At 33.9% G+C, this 15,695-nt stretch carries 15 protein-coding genes; 9 read left to right on the top strand and 6 right to left on the bottom strand.

Going from position 1 to position 15,695, the window contains the following annotated elements; genetic code table 11:
- The first annotated feature begins 4 nt into the window (after window positions 1–4).
- Genes AC1DVP_RS19710 through AC1DVP_RS19695 form a run of 4 tightly spaced genes read left to right on the top strand, consistent with a single transcriptional unit; the run spans window position 5 to window position 2,639 of the window.
- Window positions 5–937, top strand: a complete 933-nt coding sequence (locus tag AC1DVP_RS19710) for a geranylgeranylglycerol-phosphate geranylgeranyltransferase (protein ID WP_477185188.1) — start codon at window positions 5–7, stop codon at window positions 935–937.
- Entirely contained in the window at window positions 930–1,511 is a 582-nt protein-coding gene (locus AC1DVP_RS19705) for a Maf-like protein (RefSeq protein WP_477185187.1), read from the top strand. The genes AC1DVP_RS19710 and AC1DVP_RS19705 overlap by 8 nt, the downstream gene beginning before the upstream one ends.
- Before the next feature lie 16 nt (window positions 1,512–1,527).
- Window positions 1,528–2,061 carry a mechanosensitive ion channel domain-containing protein gene (locus tag AC1DVP_RS19700; RefSeq protein WP_477185186.1) on the top strand — a complete coding sequence of 178 codons (534 nt, stop codon included), beginning with the start codon at window positions 1,528–1,530 and terminating at the stop codon, window positions 2,059–2,061.
- A gap of 50 nt (window positions 2,062–2,111) precedes the next feature.
- A complete protein-coding gene (locus AC1DVP_RS19695; protein WP_477185185.1) occupies window positions 2,112–2,639 on the top strand; it encodes a hypothetical protein in 528 nt (175 codons plus the stop codon).
- Window positions 2,640–2,745: 106 nt separating this feature from the next.
- On the opposite strand, the gene AC1DVP_RS19690 is transcribed toward AC1DVP_RS19695, so the two are convergent.
- On the bottom strand, window positions 2,746–3,702 hold the full coding sequence (locus AC1DVP_RS19690) for an alpha/beta hydrolase (RefSeq protein ID WP_477185184.1): 957 nt from the start codon (window positions 3,700–3,702) through the stop codon (window positions 2,746–2,748).
- Between the two features lie 301 nt (window positions 3,703–4,003).
- Between AC1DVP_RS19690 and AC1DVP_RS19685 the strand changes: the two genes are divergently transcribed.
- The 3 genes from AC1DVP_RS19685 to AC1DVP_RS19675 all read left to right on the top strand — a co-directional run bounded on the left by AC1DVP_RS19685 (window position 4,004) and on the right by AC1DVP_RS19675 (window position 9,607).
- On the top strand, window positions 4,004–6,535 hold the full coding sequence (locus AC1DVP_RS19685) for a PIG-L family deacetylase (protein WP_477185183.1): 2,532 nt from the start codon (window positions 4,004–4,006) through the stop codon (window positions 6,533–6,535).
- Between the two features lie 112 nt (window positions 6,536–6,647).
- A complete protein-coding gene (locus tag AC1DVP_RS19680; RefSeq protein ID WP_477185182.1) occupies window positions 6,648–8,390 on the top strand; it encodes a sodium:solute symporter family transporter in 1,743 nt (580 codons plus the stop codon).
- A gap of 215 nt (window positions 8,391–8,605) precedes the next feature.
- Entirely contained in the window at window positions 8,606–9,607 is a 1,002-nt protein-coding gene (locus tag AC1DVP_RS19675) for a hypothetical protein (protein WP_477185181.1), read from the top strand.
- Between the two features lie 118 nt (window positions 9,608–9,725).
- Here AC1DVP_RS19675 and AC1DVP_RS19670 read toward each other — a convergent pair whose 3' ends face one another.
- From AC1DVP_RS19670 to AC1DVP_RS19650, 5 genes are all read right to left on the bottom strand, one after another.
- Complete coding sequence (locus AC1DVP_RS19670; protein WP_477185180.1) at window positions 9,726–10,571, bottom strand: DUF2911 domain-containing protein; 846 nt, start codon at window positions 10,569–10,571, stop codon at window positions 9,726–9,728.
- A 74-nt stretch (window positions 10,572–10,645) separates the two neighbouring features.
- Window positions 10,646–11,299 (bottom strand): HAD family hydrolase, encoded by a 654-nt coding sequence (locus AC1DVP_RS19665; RefSeq protein WP_477185179.1) that lies wholly within the window; start codon window positions 11,297–11,299, stop codon window positions 10,646–10,648.
- 119 nt (window positions 11,300–11,418) lie between these two features.
- Window positions 11,419–12,135 (bottom strand): tRNA threonylcarbamoyladenosine dehydratase, encoded by a 717-nt coding sequence (locus AC1DVP_RS19660; RefSeq protein ID WP_477185178.1) that lies wholly within the window; start codon window positions 12,133–12,135, stop codon window positions 11,419–11,421.
- Between the two features lie 112 nt (window positions 12,136–12,247).
- On the bottom strand, window positions 12,248–12,901 hold the full coding sequence (locus AC1DVP_RS19655) for a TatD family hydrolase (protein WP_477185177.1): 654 nt from the start codon (window positions 12,899–12,901) through the stop codon (window positions 12,248–12,250).
- Window positions 12,901–13,503 carry a DUF1684 domain-containing protein gene (locus AC1DVP_RS19650; RefSeq protein ID WP_477185176.1) on the bottom strand — a complete coding sequence of 201 codons (603 nt, stop codon included), beginning with the start codon at window positions 13,501–13,503 and terminating at the stop codon, window positions 12,901–12,903. The genes AC1DVP_RS19655 and AC1DVP_RS19650 overlap by 1 nt, the downstream gene beginning before the upstream one ends.
- Before the next feature lie 413 nt (window positions 13,504–13,916).
- On the opposite strand from AC1DVP_RS19650, the gene AC1DVP_RS19645 reads away from it, so the two are divergent.
- Entirely contained in the window at window positions 13,917–15,134 is a 1,218-nt protein-coding gene (locus AC1DVP_RS19645; RefSeq protein ID WP_477185175.1) for an MDR family MFS transporter, read from the top strand.
- Window positions 15,135–15,490: 356 nt separating this feature from the next.
- Window positions 15,491–15,695: hypothetical protein (locus tag AC1DVP_RS19640; RefSeq protein ID WP_477185174.1), on the top strand; the 205-nt coding region annotated here is incomplete at its 3' end.

Raw genomic sequence — 15,695 nt, 5'->3', positions numbered from 1 at the left:
CAAAATGAAATACCTAAAATTAATACGTTTCCAAAATCTACTGATGATTGCTTTAATGCAGTTAATTATCAGATACGGTTTTTTAAATTATCAAAGTATCCCTTTGGCTCTTAACGATTGGCAATACCTATTATTAGTATTCGCAACGGTTATGATTACGGCTGGAGGTTACGTGATTAATAATATTATGGATCAGGCTACTGACAATTACAACAAACCTAAAAAAGTTATTGTAGGCAAAAGCATATCTGAAGTTAATGCGTATAACATTTATTTTTTTGTAACTGTACTGGGTGTTGGTACTGGTTTCTATTTATCAAATGTAATTGCAAAACCAGGATTTGCCGCTATCTTCATTATCATTTCGGCTACATTATATCTTTATGCGACAAACTTAAAACAGATGTTGCTTATCGGGAATTTTGTTGTTGCTTTTTTACTTTCTTTTAGTGTAATTATTATTGGAATTTTCGATCTTTTACCAGTTATCAATCCAGAAAATAAAATCGTTATGCGCGATTTGTTTTCGATACTTTTGGATTATGCATTATTTGCTTTTGTTATTAATTTTATAAGAGAAATTGTAAAAGACATGGAAGATATTAGTGGCGATTACAAACAAGGAATGAATACCTTACCTATCATTTTGGGATTGAAACGCACTTCTAAAATCATCTTTGTTTTAAGTTTGATACCTCTGATTATGATTGCATATTACATCAAAAATTATTTTCTGCCCAATGATTTGCATTTAGCAACACTATATGCTTTGACATGTATAGTCTCTCCATTAATCTATTTTGCAATAAAAATAGATCATGCAAAAAAGAAGAAAGATTTTCATCAGCTAAGCACTATTTTAAAACTGATTATTTTATTTGGGCTATTTTCTATTGTTGTTGTCACTTATAATATTCTTCACCATCACCATGCTTAAAGAAAAACTGAAAAACTATAAACTCATTTTAGCTTCGGGTTCACCGAGAAGACAGCAATTTTTTAAAGATTTAGATTTAGATTTTGAAATTAGGCTGAAAGAAATTGAAGAAATTTTCCCACCCGAATTAAAAGCCGCAGAAATCACTGATTACCTTGCGCTCCTGAAAGCCAACGCATTTGAAGGAGAGTTACGGCAAAATGATATATTAATAACGAGCGACACCATTGTTTGGCACAAAAATTGCGCTGTAGGTAAGCCTAAGGATCATCAAGATGCTTTTGAAATATTGAAATCATTATCGGATAACACCCACGAAGTCATAACTTCGGTTTGTTTTAAAACAAAGGCATCTTTTCATGTATTACATGAGACAACAAAAGTTACCTTTAATACGTTAAGTGACAAAGCGATTCTTTATTATTTAGAAAATTATAAACCTTATGACAAAGCAGGAGCCTATGGAATACAAGAATGGATTGGTTTTATTGGAGTCTCAAAAGTAGAAGGATCATATGCTAATGTAATGGGAATGCCCACAGATAAAGTATACGAATATTTAAATAATTTGTAAAAAACCGAAAAAACAAATGATTTTTTTTGATCAATATCTAAAAGAACAGATCAGCACAGGGATTTTGCTGTTGGTAGTCATTTTGTTGCGTACGCTTGTTTCTAAATTAGTCAGGCGATATGCAAAGACAAGCCATATTATTGAAAGAAGAACAAATTTGGTTATCAAATGCATCAACATACTCATTACTGTATTGGCCATAATCACCTTTATATTAATTTGGGGAGTCCAAGCAGAAGATATTTTCATTACAATTTCATCTGTAGCCACGGTAATAGGAGTAGCAATGTTTGCGCAATGGTCTATTTTAAGTAATATTACTTCGGGAATTATTTTGTTTTTTTCGTTTCCTTTCAAGATTGGCGATGTTATTTTAATTCACGATAAAGATTACCTGGTAGAAGGTGAAATTGAAGATATTGGTGCATTTCATGTAACGTTGCGTTCAAAAGAAGGCGAAATTGTTATCTATCCCAATAACTTATTTTTTCAAAAAGGGATTTCAATTATTAAAGAACCATTAAATACAAATAGTGAGTTTGTTGATTAACTAACTTCTAATTATTTCTAATTTATTAACCCAATTCAAATTTAAACATTATGAAAACAATTAAATCAATTATTATAGCAATCCTGTTTTTTGCGGGAAGCTCAACACAAGCGCAAGTTTCTGTCGATGTGAACATAGGTACACCAAACGTAAATGTACATGTAGGCACGCCTCCAGTTTGGGGACCTGTTGGTTATGACGAAGTAGAATATTACTATTTGCCAGATATTCAAGTTTACTATGACATTAGATTAGCACAGTATATTTATTTTGGAAATGGAAGATGGATTCGTTCCAGATATTTACCTCCCTATTGCAGAAACTATGACTTATACAGTGGCTACAAAGTAGTTTTGACTGATTACCACGGCCATTCCCCTTATACTTATTTCAATACCCACAAAGTGAAGTATTACAAAGGCTATAAAGGAAAACCTCAAAAAAACAGAAGAGATTATTATGATCACCATGATAATGGAGACCATGATAATTACAACCGAGGAAATCAAGGAAATGATCATCATGATAATGGTAATCATGGTAATCATGGCAAACATGAAGGAAAAGGAAAACATTAATAATTCCAGCTTTTCATGACAATAATAAAAATAGCACTGTAATTAGTGCTATTTTTATTACATCTAGATACTTAATAATTACCTTCAGATTAAAACAGTAAAACCATCATTTAAAATATTCACCCAGCCATTCAAAAATAGTTTTAAATACCTGATCCCGAACTGGCATTTTTGACAAAACCAAATCATGAATAGCTCCTCTAAAACCAATAACCTCTTTACATGGAGATTCAATTAATTTTGACTTTTCAATAATATCATTTACGTTTAAAATAGCATCACCATCAAACATATCTTCACTCCATTTTGAAGGATAAACAGAACGAGAGGAATGCAGTATCAAAATTGGTTTAGGCAAATAAATCCCCTTTGCAATCTGTAAATGCCCCTCGTGTATCGCATTTATCCATCCTGCATTTATAGATGGAGCAATGTGAGGTTTCCACTGCAAATTGTAATCCCACTCACCATAATCGTTTTTATGCAGGCTTTTGCCGTAAAACTTCGAAAAACCGATTGGCAGAGCCAAATTAGGACTCAATCTTCCTAATAATGAAAGCACAGAAATAACAGTTTTCTTTTGGATCCAAGACACATTAAAATCATAAAAAGGGCTATTGCAGACTAGTACATCAAAAAGATCTGTTTCCTTTCGATCAACTGCATACAAAGTGATAATGAGGCCTCCTGCAGAATGTCCATAAAGCACTACTTTGGCATTACCTTCATCTCTAATTATACGCAAAGCTTGATCAATATCTTCATAATACTCAGACAAATGCCTTACATTATTAGGTTTCTGATTCAGTAAAATTGACCGTCCATATTTTCTTAAATCCAAAGCATAAAAATTATAGCCATTCTTTAAAAATTCTTCTGCCAATATTTCCTGAAAAAAATAATCATTAAAACCATGAATACATAAAACAGCTTTATGCGATTGTGATGTTCCTCTTTTCCTAATTAGTGTAGTGGCAACTTTACCTTCATAATCATCAAGCTGAGAAATAGTCGTTTGTTCAAAACCATGCTTCAAAGTATCTTCCGTGTAGTGTATATTCATTTTGAGGGCAGATTAATTATTAGGTTAAGAGGAAATTTAAAATTATTTCTGAAAAACACAATTCACAGCATTCTCAAATTTAGCATTCTAATTTTAATTAATTAACATAATTAGCGTTATTTTTTATCAATTTTAAGAAATGTGAAGCTATTATTTTCAATAAACAACCTAGCAAAAATCAAACATTAACATAAATTTTGGAATTGCACGCAAATATTCCCATAATTTAATTAGTATTTTTGAAGTTGAACAAATACCTGCCATTCTTATTTTTTTTAGAAATAATTAACCCCATTGTTATATGCGAAAGCTTTTTTTTAAATCATTTATATTTATAGTCCTTTCTATACAAATTACAAATGCCCAAAAACCACAAAAACCAAGTTCAGCCGAAATATACAATCAAATTCAGAAGCTCAATTTTCTAGGCACTGTCCTTTATATAGCCGCACATCCCGATGACGAAAACACCCGTTTAATATCCTATTTAGCTAATGATATTCATGCTACAACCGGTTATTTATCTCTAACAAGAGGTGATGGCGGGCAAAATTTAATAGGCCCACAACTGAGAGAATTACTGGGAGTTATCCGAACACAAGAGCTTTTGGAAGCCAGAAAAATTGATGGAGGCGAACAATTTTTTTCCAGAGCCAATGACTTTGGCTATTCCAAAAATCCTGAAGAGACACTGCAAATTTGGGACAAAGAAAAAGTACTTGCCGACCTTGTTTGGACAATCAGAAAATTCCAACCCGATATAATCATCAACCGTTTTGACCACCGCTCGCCCGGAACCACTCACGGCCATCACACAGCATCGGCAATGCTGAGCGTAGAAGGTTTTGATTTGGCTAATAATCCTGCCTCTTTTCCGGAACAGCTGCAGCTTGTAAAACCTTGGCAGCCCAAACGCGTTTTTTTTAATACTTCATGGTGGTTTTATGGAAGCAAAGAAAAATTTGACTCAGCAGACAAAACCAATTTAGTTACAATTCCCACAGGAATTTATTATCCAACTTTAGGAAAATCCAATCAGGAAATCGCCTCTTTAAGCCGAAGCAGCCATAAATCACAAGGATTTGGAAGTACTGGTTCCCGCGGAGAAGACACAGAATATTTGGAATTTTTAAAAGGTGAACCAATAAAAGACAAATCATCACTTTTTGAAGGAATAGACACGAGCTGGAATCGCGTAAAGGGCGGAAAACCAATTGGTGAATTAATCACGGCTATTGCCAATCAATACGATTTTAAAAATCCATCGGCCAGTATCCCAAATTTAATCAAAGCATACACAATGATTCAGGCATTGGATGAAAATCATTGGAAAGCGGTAAAATCAGAAGAAATAAAAAAAATAATTACTGCTTGTTCCGGTTTGTATCTGGAAGCAGTTTCCTCATCCCAAGAAGCAACACCTGGAAGCATTGTCAAACTTAACTTGGAAGCCATCAACCGAAGCGCTGTTCCAATGCAGCTGGTAAGTGTTACAGCTTTACCCGAGCAAAAAACTACAGTTTTAAACTCCGATTTAAAAAACAATTCAGTACAAAACAGCACAATCGATTTACAGCTGCCACAATCCTTAAACTATACGCAGCCATATTGGCTAAAAGAAAAAGGCACCGTAGGACTTTATACGGTATTAGATCAAAAAAACATTGGAATTCCTGATATTATTCGGGAGACTAAAGTTATTTTCAACGTAAAAATTGATGGTACAGAAATCCCATTCGAAAGAACAGTTGTTTACAAATACAACGATGATGTAAAAGGAGAAATGTATAATTTTTTAGATATTGTTCCAATTGTGACTACTGCTATTCAAGATAAAGTATTACTTTTTCCCAATGCCAAACCTAAATATGTAGGCATCACCATTAAAGCCGGAAAAAATGACATCAAGGGAAATTTAAAACTGGATCTGTCCAAAGACTGGAAAATTTCACCGGCATCTATTTCTTTTCAATTGGACAAAAAAGGAATGGAACAAACCGTATATTTTGAGGTTACGCCTCCTTCGCAAATGAGTGAAATTGTTGGAAAAAGCATCGCCACTGTTGATGACGTTCCATATGATAAAGAGCAAATTAACATCAATTATGACCATATTACAAAACAGCAGATTTTAAAAACTTCTGAAGTAAAATGCATTCGGTTGGATTTGAAAACGAATGAAGAAAAAATCGCCTATATCATGGGAGCGGGTGATGAAGTCCCTAAGAGCCTAACACAAATGGGCTATAAAGTGACACTGCTAAAACCAGAAGAAATAACTCCTGAAAAGCTTGATTCATTTGATGTTGTCATGACAGGTGTGCGAGCTTATAATACAGTTCAAGCATTGGCAAACAAACAGGATATTTTATTTGATTTTGTAAAAAGCGGCAGAACAATGATTGTGCAATACAACACCGCCGATGATTTGGTTACATCTAATATTGCTCCTTATCCTCTGAAAATTTCAAGAGACAGAGTTACAGAAGAAAATGCTGAAGTCCGCTTTCTTGCACCTAATCATCCAGCAATGAATTATCCTAATACGATTACGCAAAATGATTTCAAAGGCTGGAAACAAGAACAGGGACTGTATTATCCAAAAGAATTTGATAAAGCCTTTACTCCAATCCTATCATCAAATGACAAAGGAGAAAGCCCTAAAAATGGTGCATTATTGATTGCTCCTTACGGAAAAGGAAATTATATTTATACCGGATTAAGCCTTTTTAGAGAATTGCCGGAAGGTGTTTCAGGAGCCTATAAATTATTATCAAACCTGATTTCTATTAAACCTTCGGTAAGCATTCCCAATCAAAAAATAAAACAATAACATGGATCCAAAAAACCCTAAAATTTGGTCAAAAAGCTACACACTCGTTCTGATAGCCAATGCCTTGTTTATCATTATTTTCTATTTAATTATGAAATTATACTCTTAAGCTATGCAATTATTTGACTGGATTGTACTGATAATAACACTATTGTTTATTGTAATTTATGGAGCTTGGAAAACCCGAGGCAGCAAAAATGTTGAAGATTATATTCTGGGTAACAATGAAACACCTTGGTTTACTGTTGGACTTTCTGTGATGGCTACCCAAGCGAGTGCCATTACTTTTCTTTCCACACCAGGGCAGGCTTACCATGATGGAATGGGATTTGTACAATTCTATTTTGGATTACCTATCGCAATGGTAATAATCTGCGTTACTTTTATTCCCATTTATCATAAATACAAGGTCTATACTGCTTATGAATATTTAGAAAAAAGATTTGACCCAAAAACTCGTTCATTAGCTGCCATTTTATTTTTGGTTCAAAGAGGTTTAGGAACTGGAATTACTATTTATGCTCCTTCTATCATTTTATCTGCATTATTGGGATGGGACCTTACCTACATGAATATCATTATTGGTATTTTGGTTATTATTTATACATTTTCGGGAGGAACCAAAGCAGTAAATGTTACTCAAAAGCAACAAATGTTTGTGATTTTATCTGGGATGTTGATTACTTTTTTTCTTATTCTAGATTATTTGCCCAATGACATGACATTTGACAATGCCCTGCATATTGCCGGTGCCAATCAAAAAATGAATATCGTAAATTTCTCCTTTGACTTGGATGAAAAATATACTTTTTGGAGTGGAATCACTGGTGGCTTTTTTTTGGCATTAGCTTATTTTGGAACAGATCAATCACAAGTAGGCCGTTATTTATCGGGAAAATCTGTACGAGAAAGCCAAATGGGATTAATTATGAATGGCCTTTTAAAAGTACCTATGCAATTTTTGATTTTGCTCACTGGCGTAATGGTTTTTGTCTTTTTTCAATTTAACGGAACTCCAATAAACTTTAATCCAAACAATAAAATCGCTGTCGAAAACTCAAAATACAAGAATGAATATCAAAAACTGCAAAAGGATTTAGATAAATTGTCTGAAGATGAAAAAGTAGTCAATTTGCTGTACATCGACCAGCTCAATCAGGATTATGACAATCCAACCCTTCGAAAAGAGTTAGTTGATCTGGCTCTCAAAGAGAAAGAATTAAGAGCACAAGCCCGCGAAATTATTTCGAAAGCCGATAACAAAGCCGAAACCAACGATAAGGATTATGTTTTTTTCTATTTTATACTTCACTATTTACCCAAAGGGCTTATTGGTTTATTGCTGGCCGTAATTATTTCGGCAGCAATGTCTTCAACAGCTTCGGGGCTTAATGCACTGGCTTCAACAACTGCTATTGATATTTACAAACGTAATGTTAAAGAAGAAAAAAGTGAAAAGCATTATCTGAATATATCTAAACTCTTTACGCTTATGTGGGGAATTATCGCAATCGGATTTGCTTGCATTGCTACACTTTTTGAGAATTTAATTCAATTGGTAAACATTATAGGCTCTATTTTTTACGGAACCGTTTTGGGAATTTTTCTTGTTGGCTTTTACATTCGGAAAATTCAGGGAAAATCTATCTTTTACGGTGCTGTAATTAGTCAAATTGCTATTTTTATCATATACTATTTTACCAACTTTATTTATCCCAGCGGAACAGAAAAACTTGGCTATTTATGGCTCAATTTCATTGGCGCATTACTCACCATCATATTATCTTACTCATTTCAAATAACTGTCTTTAAGGATGAAGAGCAAACTCTATTAACAGACAATGTAACTTCATAAAATCATTTGCAGCAGTATTATTGACAATTGATTCAGAATTTTTATACAATTGTTTGTAGAGATGCACTGTTGTGCATCTCTACTGCAATGCGCATCCTTTGCACATTACAACATTCTATTAGGAATGTTTATAAAAAAAATAATACAAACAGCATTAAAATATAATTTTAAAAAAATACATTTGGAGCTAGAAATTATAACTAATCCATTTAGAAATGAAATCATTAAAACTTTTTTGCTTTACCTTATTATTTCAAATGTTATGCAGCAATAGCACGTATGCTCAATTTGGCATTTCAACCGATTTATTAAAACTTGGATCTTCAACCTTAGGCCTTGATAAACTATTCAAAAAACCAGCAGCCATAACAACCTCTTTTGAAAACGTAAACAAGGAAGGTTCACAAATGCCGGATTTTTTCAAATTAGAAGCTGCACAGCCATTATATTTATTGCCAAAAGCACCTGCTGGAGGTTTTATACTTTGTGCGGGTTATTATGAAATGACCAATAAAAGTTATTGTCTGCATGCAGGAACATTTGCCCCTTCCAAAGGAGATGGCTATATGTATGCTCCTACCAACGGTTCCAAAAAAGAAATTGTTGCCGCAATATTAAAAAGTGCTGAAAATCATCCCGAAATAGACCAGCATAAAATTCAAGTTTTATTATGGGCAATAATTGCCAAAACAAAATTCATCGATTTTAGCACTGAGATAAAACTAACTGCTGTAACACTGCTCACCAAAAAACAATTAACACAACTGGAAGATGGCGCGCTTGGATTTTTACCCGATGAAATTATCAATCAAGCCAAAACAAAACTGCCCGAAAGTGTACAAGCTGTCTTTGAAGCAGAAAACAACATTCGCGGTTTAATCACTTCTGGCAATTACACATATCAGGAAATGGAAAAATATGCAATTCTTGCTGGAATTGCACCACCAAGAACCGATTACCCAAGCGGAATATGGACTTTGCACCCTGATGGATATTATGTTCGATATATTCCTTCTGGATATTCGATTACAAAGGTTCAAATTTATGTTCCAAAACAACTCATCATTAGCTTAAACGGAAAAAACCTTATTTATGATGCCACCAATGATATTGCCTGTCCTGCAAATACAGGTTCTCAAAGGCTTGCACAAACCAATGAACCTCTAAATCCTGATTATTCGCTTTCCTTAAAAACTTTATGTACAAGCGTAAATTAACATTTGAACAATAAAAAAACAGTTTGTCAAAAAAAACCGATTCATAAAATTTTATGAATCGGTTTTTTTATGATTTAAACATGTGAGATGCACTGCAGTGATCTCTACAAGAATGTATTTATTTTTTACTCCACTCAGCAATACTTTCTCTGTTCATTTTTACATAATCCTGATTTTTTGCAGTTTCTGCCGCCGTAAGAGAAAGATTTGCAGTTTCAATAGCGCCTTTTTTGTCTCCGGCTCTGGCCTGGATCAATGATTTTAAACGAGTGTACCAATAGGGTTTCTCTGTACTCATTTCCATAGCTTTATCCATATAAGACAATGCTTTTGCATTATCACCATTCGATTGATAAAGATATTGCGCAGCCGAAAAATAATCAGCAGATGTCGGACCTGCCAGTACTTTTTCAATATTTGCTAATACTTCCTTTTGTGTAGGAACTATAAATTTCATTGAAACAGACGAATTTTCCCAAGCCATATCCAGGTCAGCAGCATCAGCAGTTATATTACCAATACCAATTGTGAAAGATTCAACTGGTTTTGACAATGCTTCTTCCTTTACAGTAGTCCTCAATACAACATTTGCTTCATTCCATACTTCAGGATTTCCCCAATTGTTTGTGGTTGAATAAAAAATCACTTCCCAACTTTCAATTTTTGGAATTGTATATAAAGCATATTTCCCTTTTGGTAAAGTTTTGCCATCGATTACAACATCTTCACTAAAAGAGATTGTAGTATTTTCATTAGCCCCAGTTCTCCAAATTTTTCCAAAAGGAACCAAATTACCAAAAACAGCTCTGCCTCTGGCAGCAGGCCTGCAATACACAATTTCTACATCCGTCAATCCAACAGTTTGAAAAACCGTAGCTTTTGGACTGGCTTGAGGCGTTTTTAACTGAGCCTCGGCAATTAATGGCGCTATTATAAAAGCGAAAGCAATAAGAATCTTTTTCATATGTGTTTTTTTTGTTTGTGCTCAAATTTACAAATTCGGAAAATCAATGATGTTAATATTTCCTTAATTCAAAATTAGTATTGTGATACAATTTTGTAATTCAATTCATCAAAATGATTAACAACTACATCTGCCAATGTTAAATCCTGATCTTTTGAATGGAGACTATTATAGCCCACACAAAAAATGTCTGCGGCTTTTGCCGCTTTCACCCCATTAGTGCTGTCTTCAATAACAATACAGTCTTCTTTTGGCGCAATTGACAAAGAAGCCGCATGCAGGAAAATTGCTGGATGCGGTTTAGATTTTGGAAAATCTTCGCCACTTACAATATGTGTAAAATATTGGTGTAAACCAAAACGGCGAAAAACTCTGTCAATCGTCACTTTTGATGCCGATGAAGCAACAATAAGCTGCATTCCATTTTGATAAAAATCTTTAATTAAATTTTCTACACCATCCAATAAAGCCAAATCTTCTTTGCTGTCAAAAGCATCATTGAAAATAGATCTTTTTCTAAAAATCAGATCTTCTACTTCCTGTTCTAACTGATAATGATCTTTTAATTTTTGAAAAGTATTGCGGGTTGACAATCCTGTAAATGAAGTGTACATTTCTTCGGGAACTTCAATATTGAGTTCACCAAATTGTTTAAAATAAGCATAACGGTGCACTAGTTCTGTATCAACAATCACACCATCCATATCGAAAATTACGGTTTGTATCATTCTTTTTTTGAATTTCTAAGATGCCGAGTTTCTATTAAACTAAGCATTTTGTTTATAGTTTTATTTAAATTGGTTAATTCTGTTCAAAGTCGTTTAAACAATTTTAAACTCCTATACTTTTACTCTTTTTTAAGCAAATATCGTATAACTGTTTCTGCAGCATGAAGTCCGAATAATCCTGGCATATAGCTGTTAGTTCCGTAAAAAGATTTTTTAAAATTAGAACCATCTGTCATGCGCAAACTGCATTCATCTTGAATTTCAGAAGAAAAAACTACTTTGACTTTATTAATCTTCTCTTTTTTCAAGCGCTTTCTGATCGTTTTAGCCAAATGGCAATTTACGGTTTTGGCAATATCAGTTACTTTCACTTTAGAAGCTTCCATTTTTCCGCCAGCTCCCATACTGCTTATGATTCGGATTTTTTTTCTTTTAGCCGAAATAATCAGATTTAATTTTGGAGTAACACTGTCAATGCAGTCTAAAACATAGTCATATTCATTAGAAACAATTTCATAAGCACGTTCTGGCGAAAGAAATTCTTTTACTCTGATCAGTTTCAACTCAGGATTAATATCCATCAAACGGTCTCCTACAATAGTCACTTTGGGTTCTCCCACAGTAGAGTGCAATGCCGGTAATTGCCTGTTTATATTGGTAATATCCACTACATCTCCATCTACAATTGTCATCGTTCCCACTCCTGCCCTTGCCAAAAATTCTGCCGCAAAGGAACCTACTCCTCCAAGACCAACAACCATTACATGGGCATCCTGTAATTTTTGTAATCCTTCTTTTTTAAATAATAATTCGGCTCTTTCTGTCCACTCTGCCATATCAAATGTATTTTATTTTTGTTTGTAGTCCCTATTCAGACTTTAGTTATCTGTTTTAAGGTTTAACTTCTCAATCTTTTCATTGCACAAAATCCATAATCTAAACCCATCGTTAAAGATGTTTTTTAAAAACGGTTGCAAAATTACTGTTTATTTGTTGTTTGAGTTCATCCATACTCCACTTTTTATATCGGGAGGCCAAATCATATACAGCTTCGATCCCTTCTTCTATTGTATCGGTTTCCAAAAAAAATCGATCATTAGGAATGCTTAGAAAAACAGTTTCAAGTTCTGGATTATGCAATAAATATTTCCCAAACGAAATATAAAATCCGTTATCGATCAATTCCTTGGCCACTTGTTTATTCTTCGAAAATCCGTGAATCAGCATTGGAACGGTAATTTTCAACCGTTTCTTGGCAGCAATTACCTCTTGAAAAGCGGCCACACAATGTACCACAACTGGTTTATTGTGTTTTTGCGCCAAAAGCAATTGCTTTTCGAAAACCATTTGCTGTAACTCCAGCGGCTTTTCAATACGTTTGTCTAATCCGCATTCGCCAAGAGCGAGACAATTTTTCTCCTGCAGTTTACTTTCAATAATCTGCAGATCGAGTTCCAATTTTTCCTCATTGATATACCACGGATGAATACCAATCGAATAATACGCAATTGAAGCGTCAAATTCCTGAGGATATTGATTGACGAGTTCCAAAACAGTTTCCTGATTCGTAAATTTGTGAGTATGTAAATTAAAAAACCTCATTAATCATGAAATTTCTTTACACCCGCTTTTATTTCGATAGTCAAATCGTTTTCCAAAGGCACTTTTGGACACGAATATTTATGATTGTAAGCACAATACGGATTGTATGATAAATTAAAATCAATCACAATCGTGTTACTTGATGGAATTTTCAAATCAATATATTTCCCGCCAATATAACTCTCTTTACCCGAAGTTAAATCTGAGAAAGGCAAAAACAAATAATCCTTGTATTCCTCTTTTTTTGAAAGCTCAATGTTGCGGTAAATATTCAGTTTAAGCTCTTTTCCTTCCAGCTGAAAATGTGCCTCTCCATATTTTACGTATATTGGTTTTCTGGCAGTTGAAGTCTGCATTCCAAATGGTTTTTCGTTCTTAGTTCTAATGAATTGAGCTACAACAAAAGCTTTTTCATTTATTGGATAAAAATCTAATGACTTAAATTTTGCCAAATCATCAGCAGTCAAAGGGCTTGTCTTTGCATCTGCATATTCGGTATTGAGATCTTTTTGGAATTTTTCTACAACAGTAACATCAAATTTTTCTTGGCCAAAGCCAAAATTGAACAGCATCAGCAGAACCAAAGTCGGTACAACTCTCATATTAATTTAAATTTTATGCAAAAATAGTTTAAAGTTACGTAGCCGCAAAGTTTATGTTTTAGTAGCCAATCGTTTTTCATACCGACCCTAATATTCACGCTAGAATTTTGTAGAATCAGCTTCTCGCAAAGACGCAGAAGTGCGAACAATACAGTTTTAAACTTTTCACCTTAGCTACTTTGTGAGAAAAAATTTAATTTAATCACATTGCGCTTCTTTTAAAAAATAGCCTATTTAATAAAACGAATGCCCTAGCCCAGATTACTTACTTAACATTTATTTTCATGGGAGTTCAGTGAACTTCATTTGCAGTGAAAATCTTTTTATTTTTTTTTAAATAAAATATTGCAGCGAATAGCTGGAAATAGCTCCCAAAAAACTTTGTAGATTTGCAATAAATAAGAATTTACTACATGCTCAAAACAGCCATCGGTCGTTACATTAATAATTTCAAAGGCTTCACACGCGAAGTTTGGATACTTGCCCTGATCACTTTTATCAACAGAGCAGGAACAATGGTTCTGCCTTTTTTATCCAAATATTTAAAGGAAGATTTGAATTTCAGCTACGGTGAAGTGGGATGGATTATGGTTGCTTTTGGATTGGGTTCCATGCTAGGCTCGTGGATTGGAGGCAAACTGAGCGATAAAATCGGGTTTTATAAAATCATGATTTTTAGTCTTTTTACGAGCGGAATTCTATTTATTCTGCTGCAGTATATTACAAGCTTTTGGGGATTATGCTTTGGAATGTTCATCATTATGGCAATTTCCGATATGTTTCGTCCAGCCATGTTTGTATCGCTAAGCGTGTATGCCAAACCCGAAAACCGAGTTCGTGCGCTGTCTTTAGTTCGCTTAGCCGTAAATCTAGGCTTTACAGCCGGCCCAGCTTTGGGTGGATTAATTATTTTGGGAATGGGGTATCAAGGCCTGTTTTGGGTCGATGGAAGCACCTGCATCATCTCAATTCTGATATTTGCTTTGTGTATTAAAGAAAAAAAGAAAATCCCAATAAATACATCCGATAATACAGTATCAAGCATTCCAAAATCCATTTACAAAGACAAAGCTTTTTGGTTACTGCTCTTTATCAGTTTTATAACTTTCATGGTTTTTCTGCAAATTTTTTCTACTATACCTTTATATCATAATGAAAAATTCGGTCTAAGCGAATTCCAAACCGGAATGCTTCTTTCGATCAACGGGCTGTTAGTTTTCCTTTTAGAAATGCCAATAGTAAGCATGCTGGAAAGAAAAAAAACCAACAAAATAAAGAGTATAGCAATTGGATCACTATTCATTACGCTTGGATATTACATTTTGTTACTCGATTCTTGGGTAGGCATACTCTCCATCAGCATCATATTCCTCACTTTTGGAGAAATCTTTTCGTTCCCTTTTGTCAATGCCGTTGCCCTCAACCGAGCACCAAAAGGTCAGGAAGGACGATATATGGGATTTTACACCATGAGTTTCAGTCTGGCGCATATTGTCAGTTCAAAAACGGGTCTGGAAATTATTGCTCACTATAACTATCAAGTCAATTGGTTTGTTATGGGAACTTTGGGTGCTCTATCTTTACTTTGCTGTTTTTGGCTCAACAAAATGATTCACAACACACAAAAATAATTCCAAAAGAATCATTATTTCATCCGTTTTCTGATGCTTGTATGGGCAAAAAAAGGGCTAGTTCCGTGTGCACTGCCCTTTTCCCTATCAGCGGTCGGAGCTATACGCACTACTACAGTAGTTTGCTTCTAAACCTCAACAATTGTGTATTAAAGCAGCTTTTATAGATAATAACCTTCAAACTAAACTACAAGCTGAAATTGTTACAGATCAAAATGTTTCAAGGATTTAATATGTGAAAATCATTTTATTATGTGCCTAATATTTGCTTTAATATCAATAAAACCAGTACAAAACTAAATTTTTAGTTAAATAACTACATTTATAGTTTGTAAACTAAAAATATAGTTGTAGGTTTGTTATGTACTAAAACAAAATCAATCAATCAATCAATCAATCAATCAATCAATCAATCAATCAATCAATCAATCAATCAATCAATCAATCAATCAATCAATCAATCAATCAATCAATCAATCAATCAATCAATCAATCAATCAATCAATCAATCAATCAATCAATCAATCAATCATCAATCAATCAATCAATCAATCAATCAAT

The sequence above is a fragment of the Flavobacterium sp. P3_A6 genome (assembly GCF_056403035.1).
The sequence above is the reverse complement of the archived record's forward strand: the minus strand, read 5'-3'. Positions and strand labels throughout refer to the sequence as shown.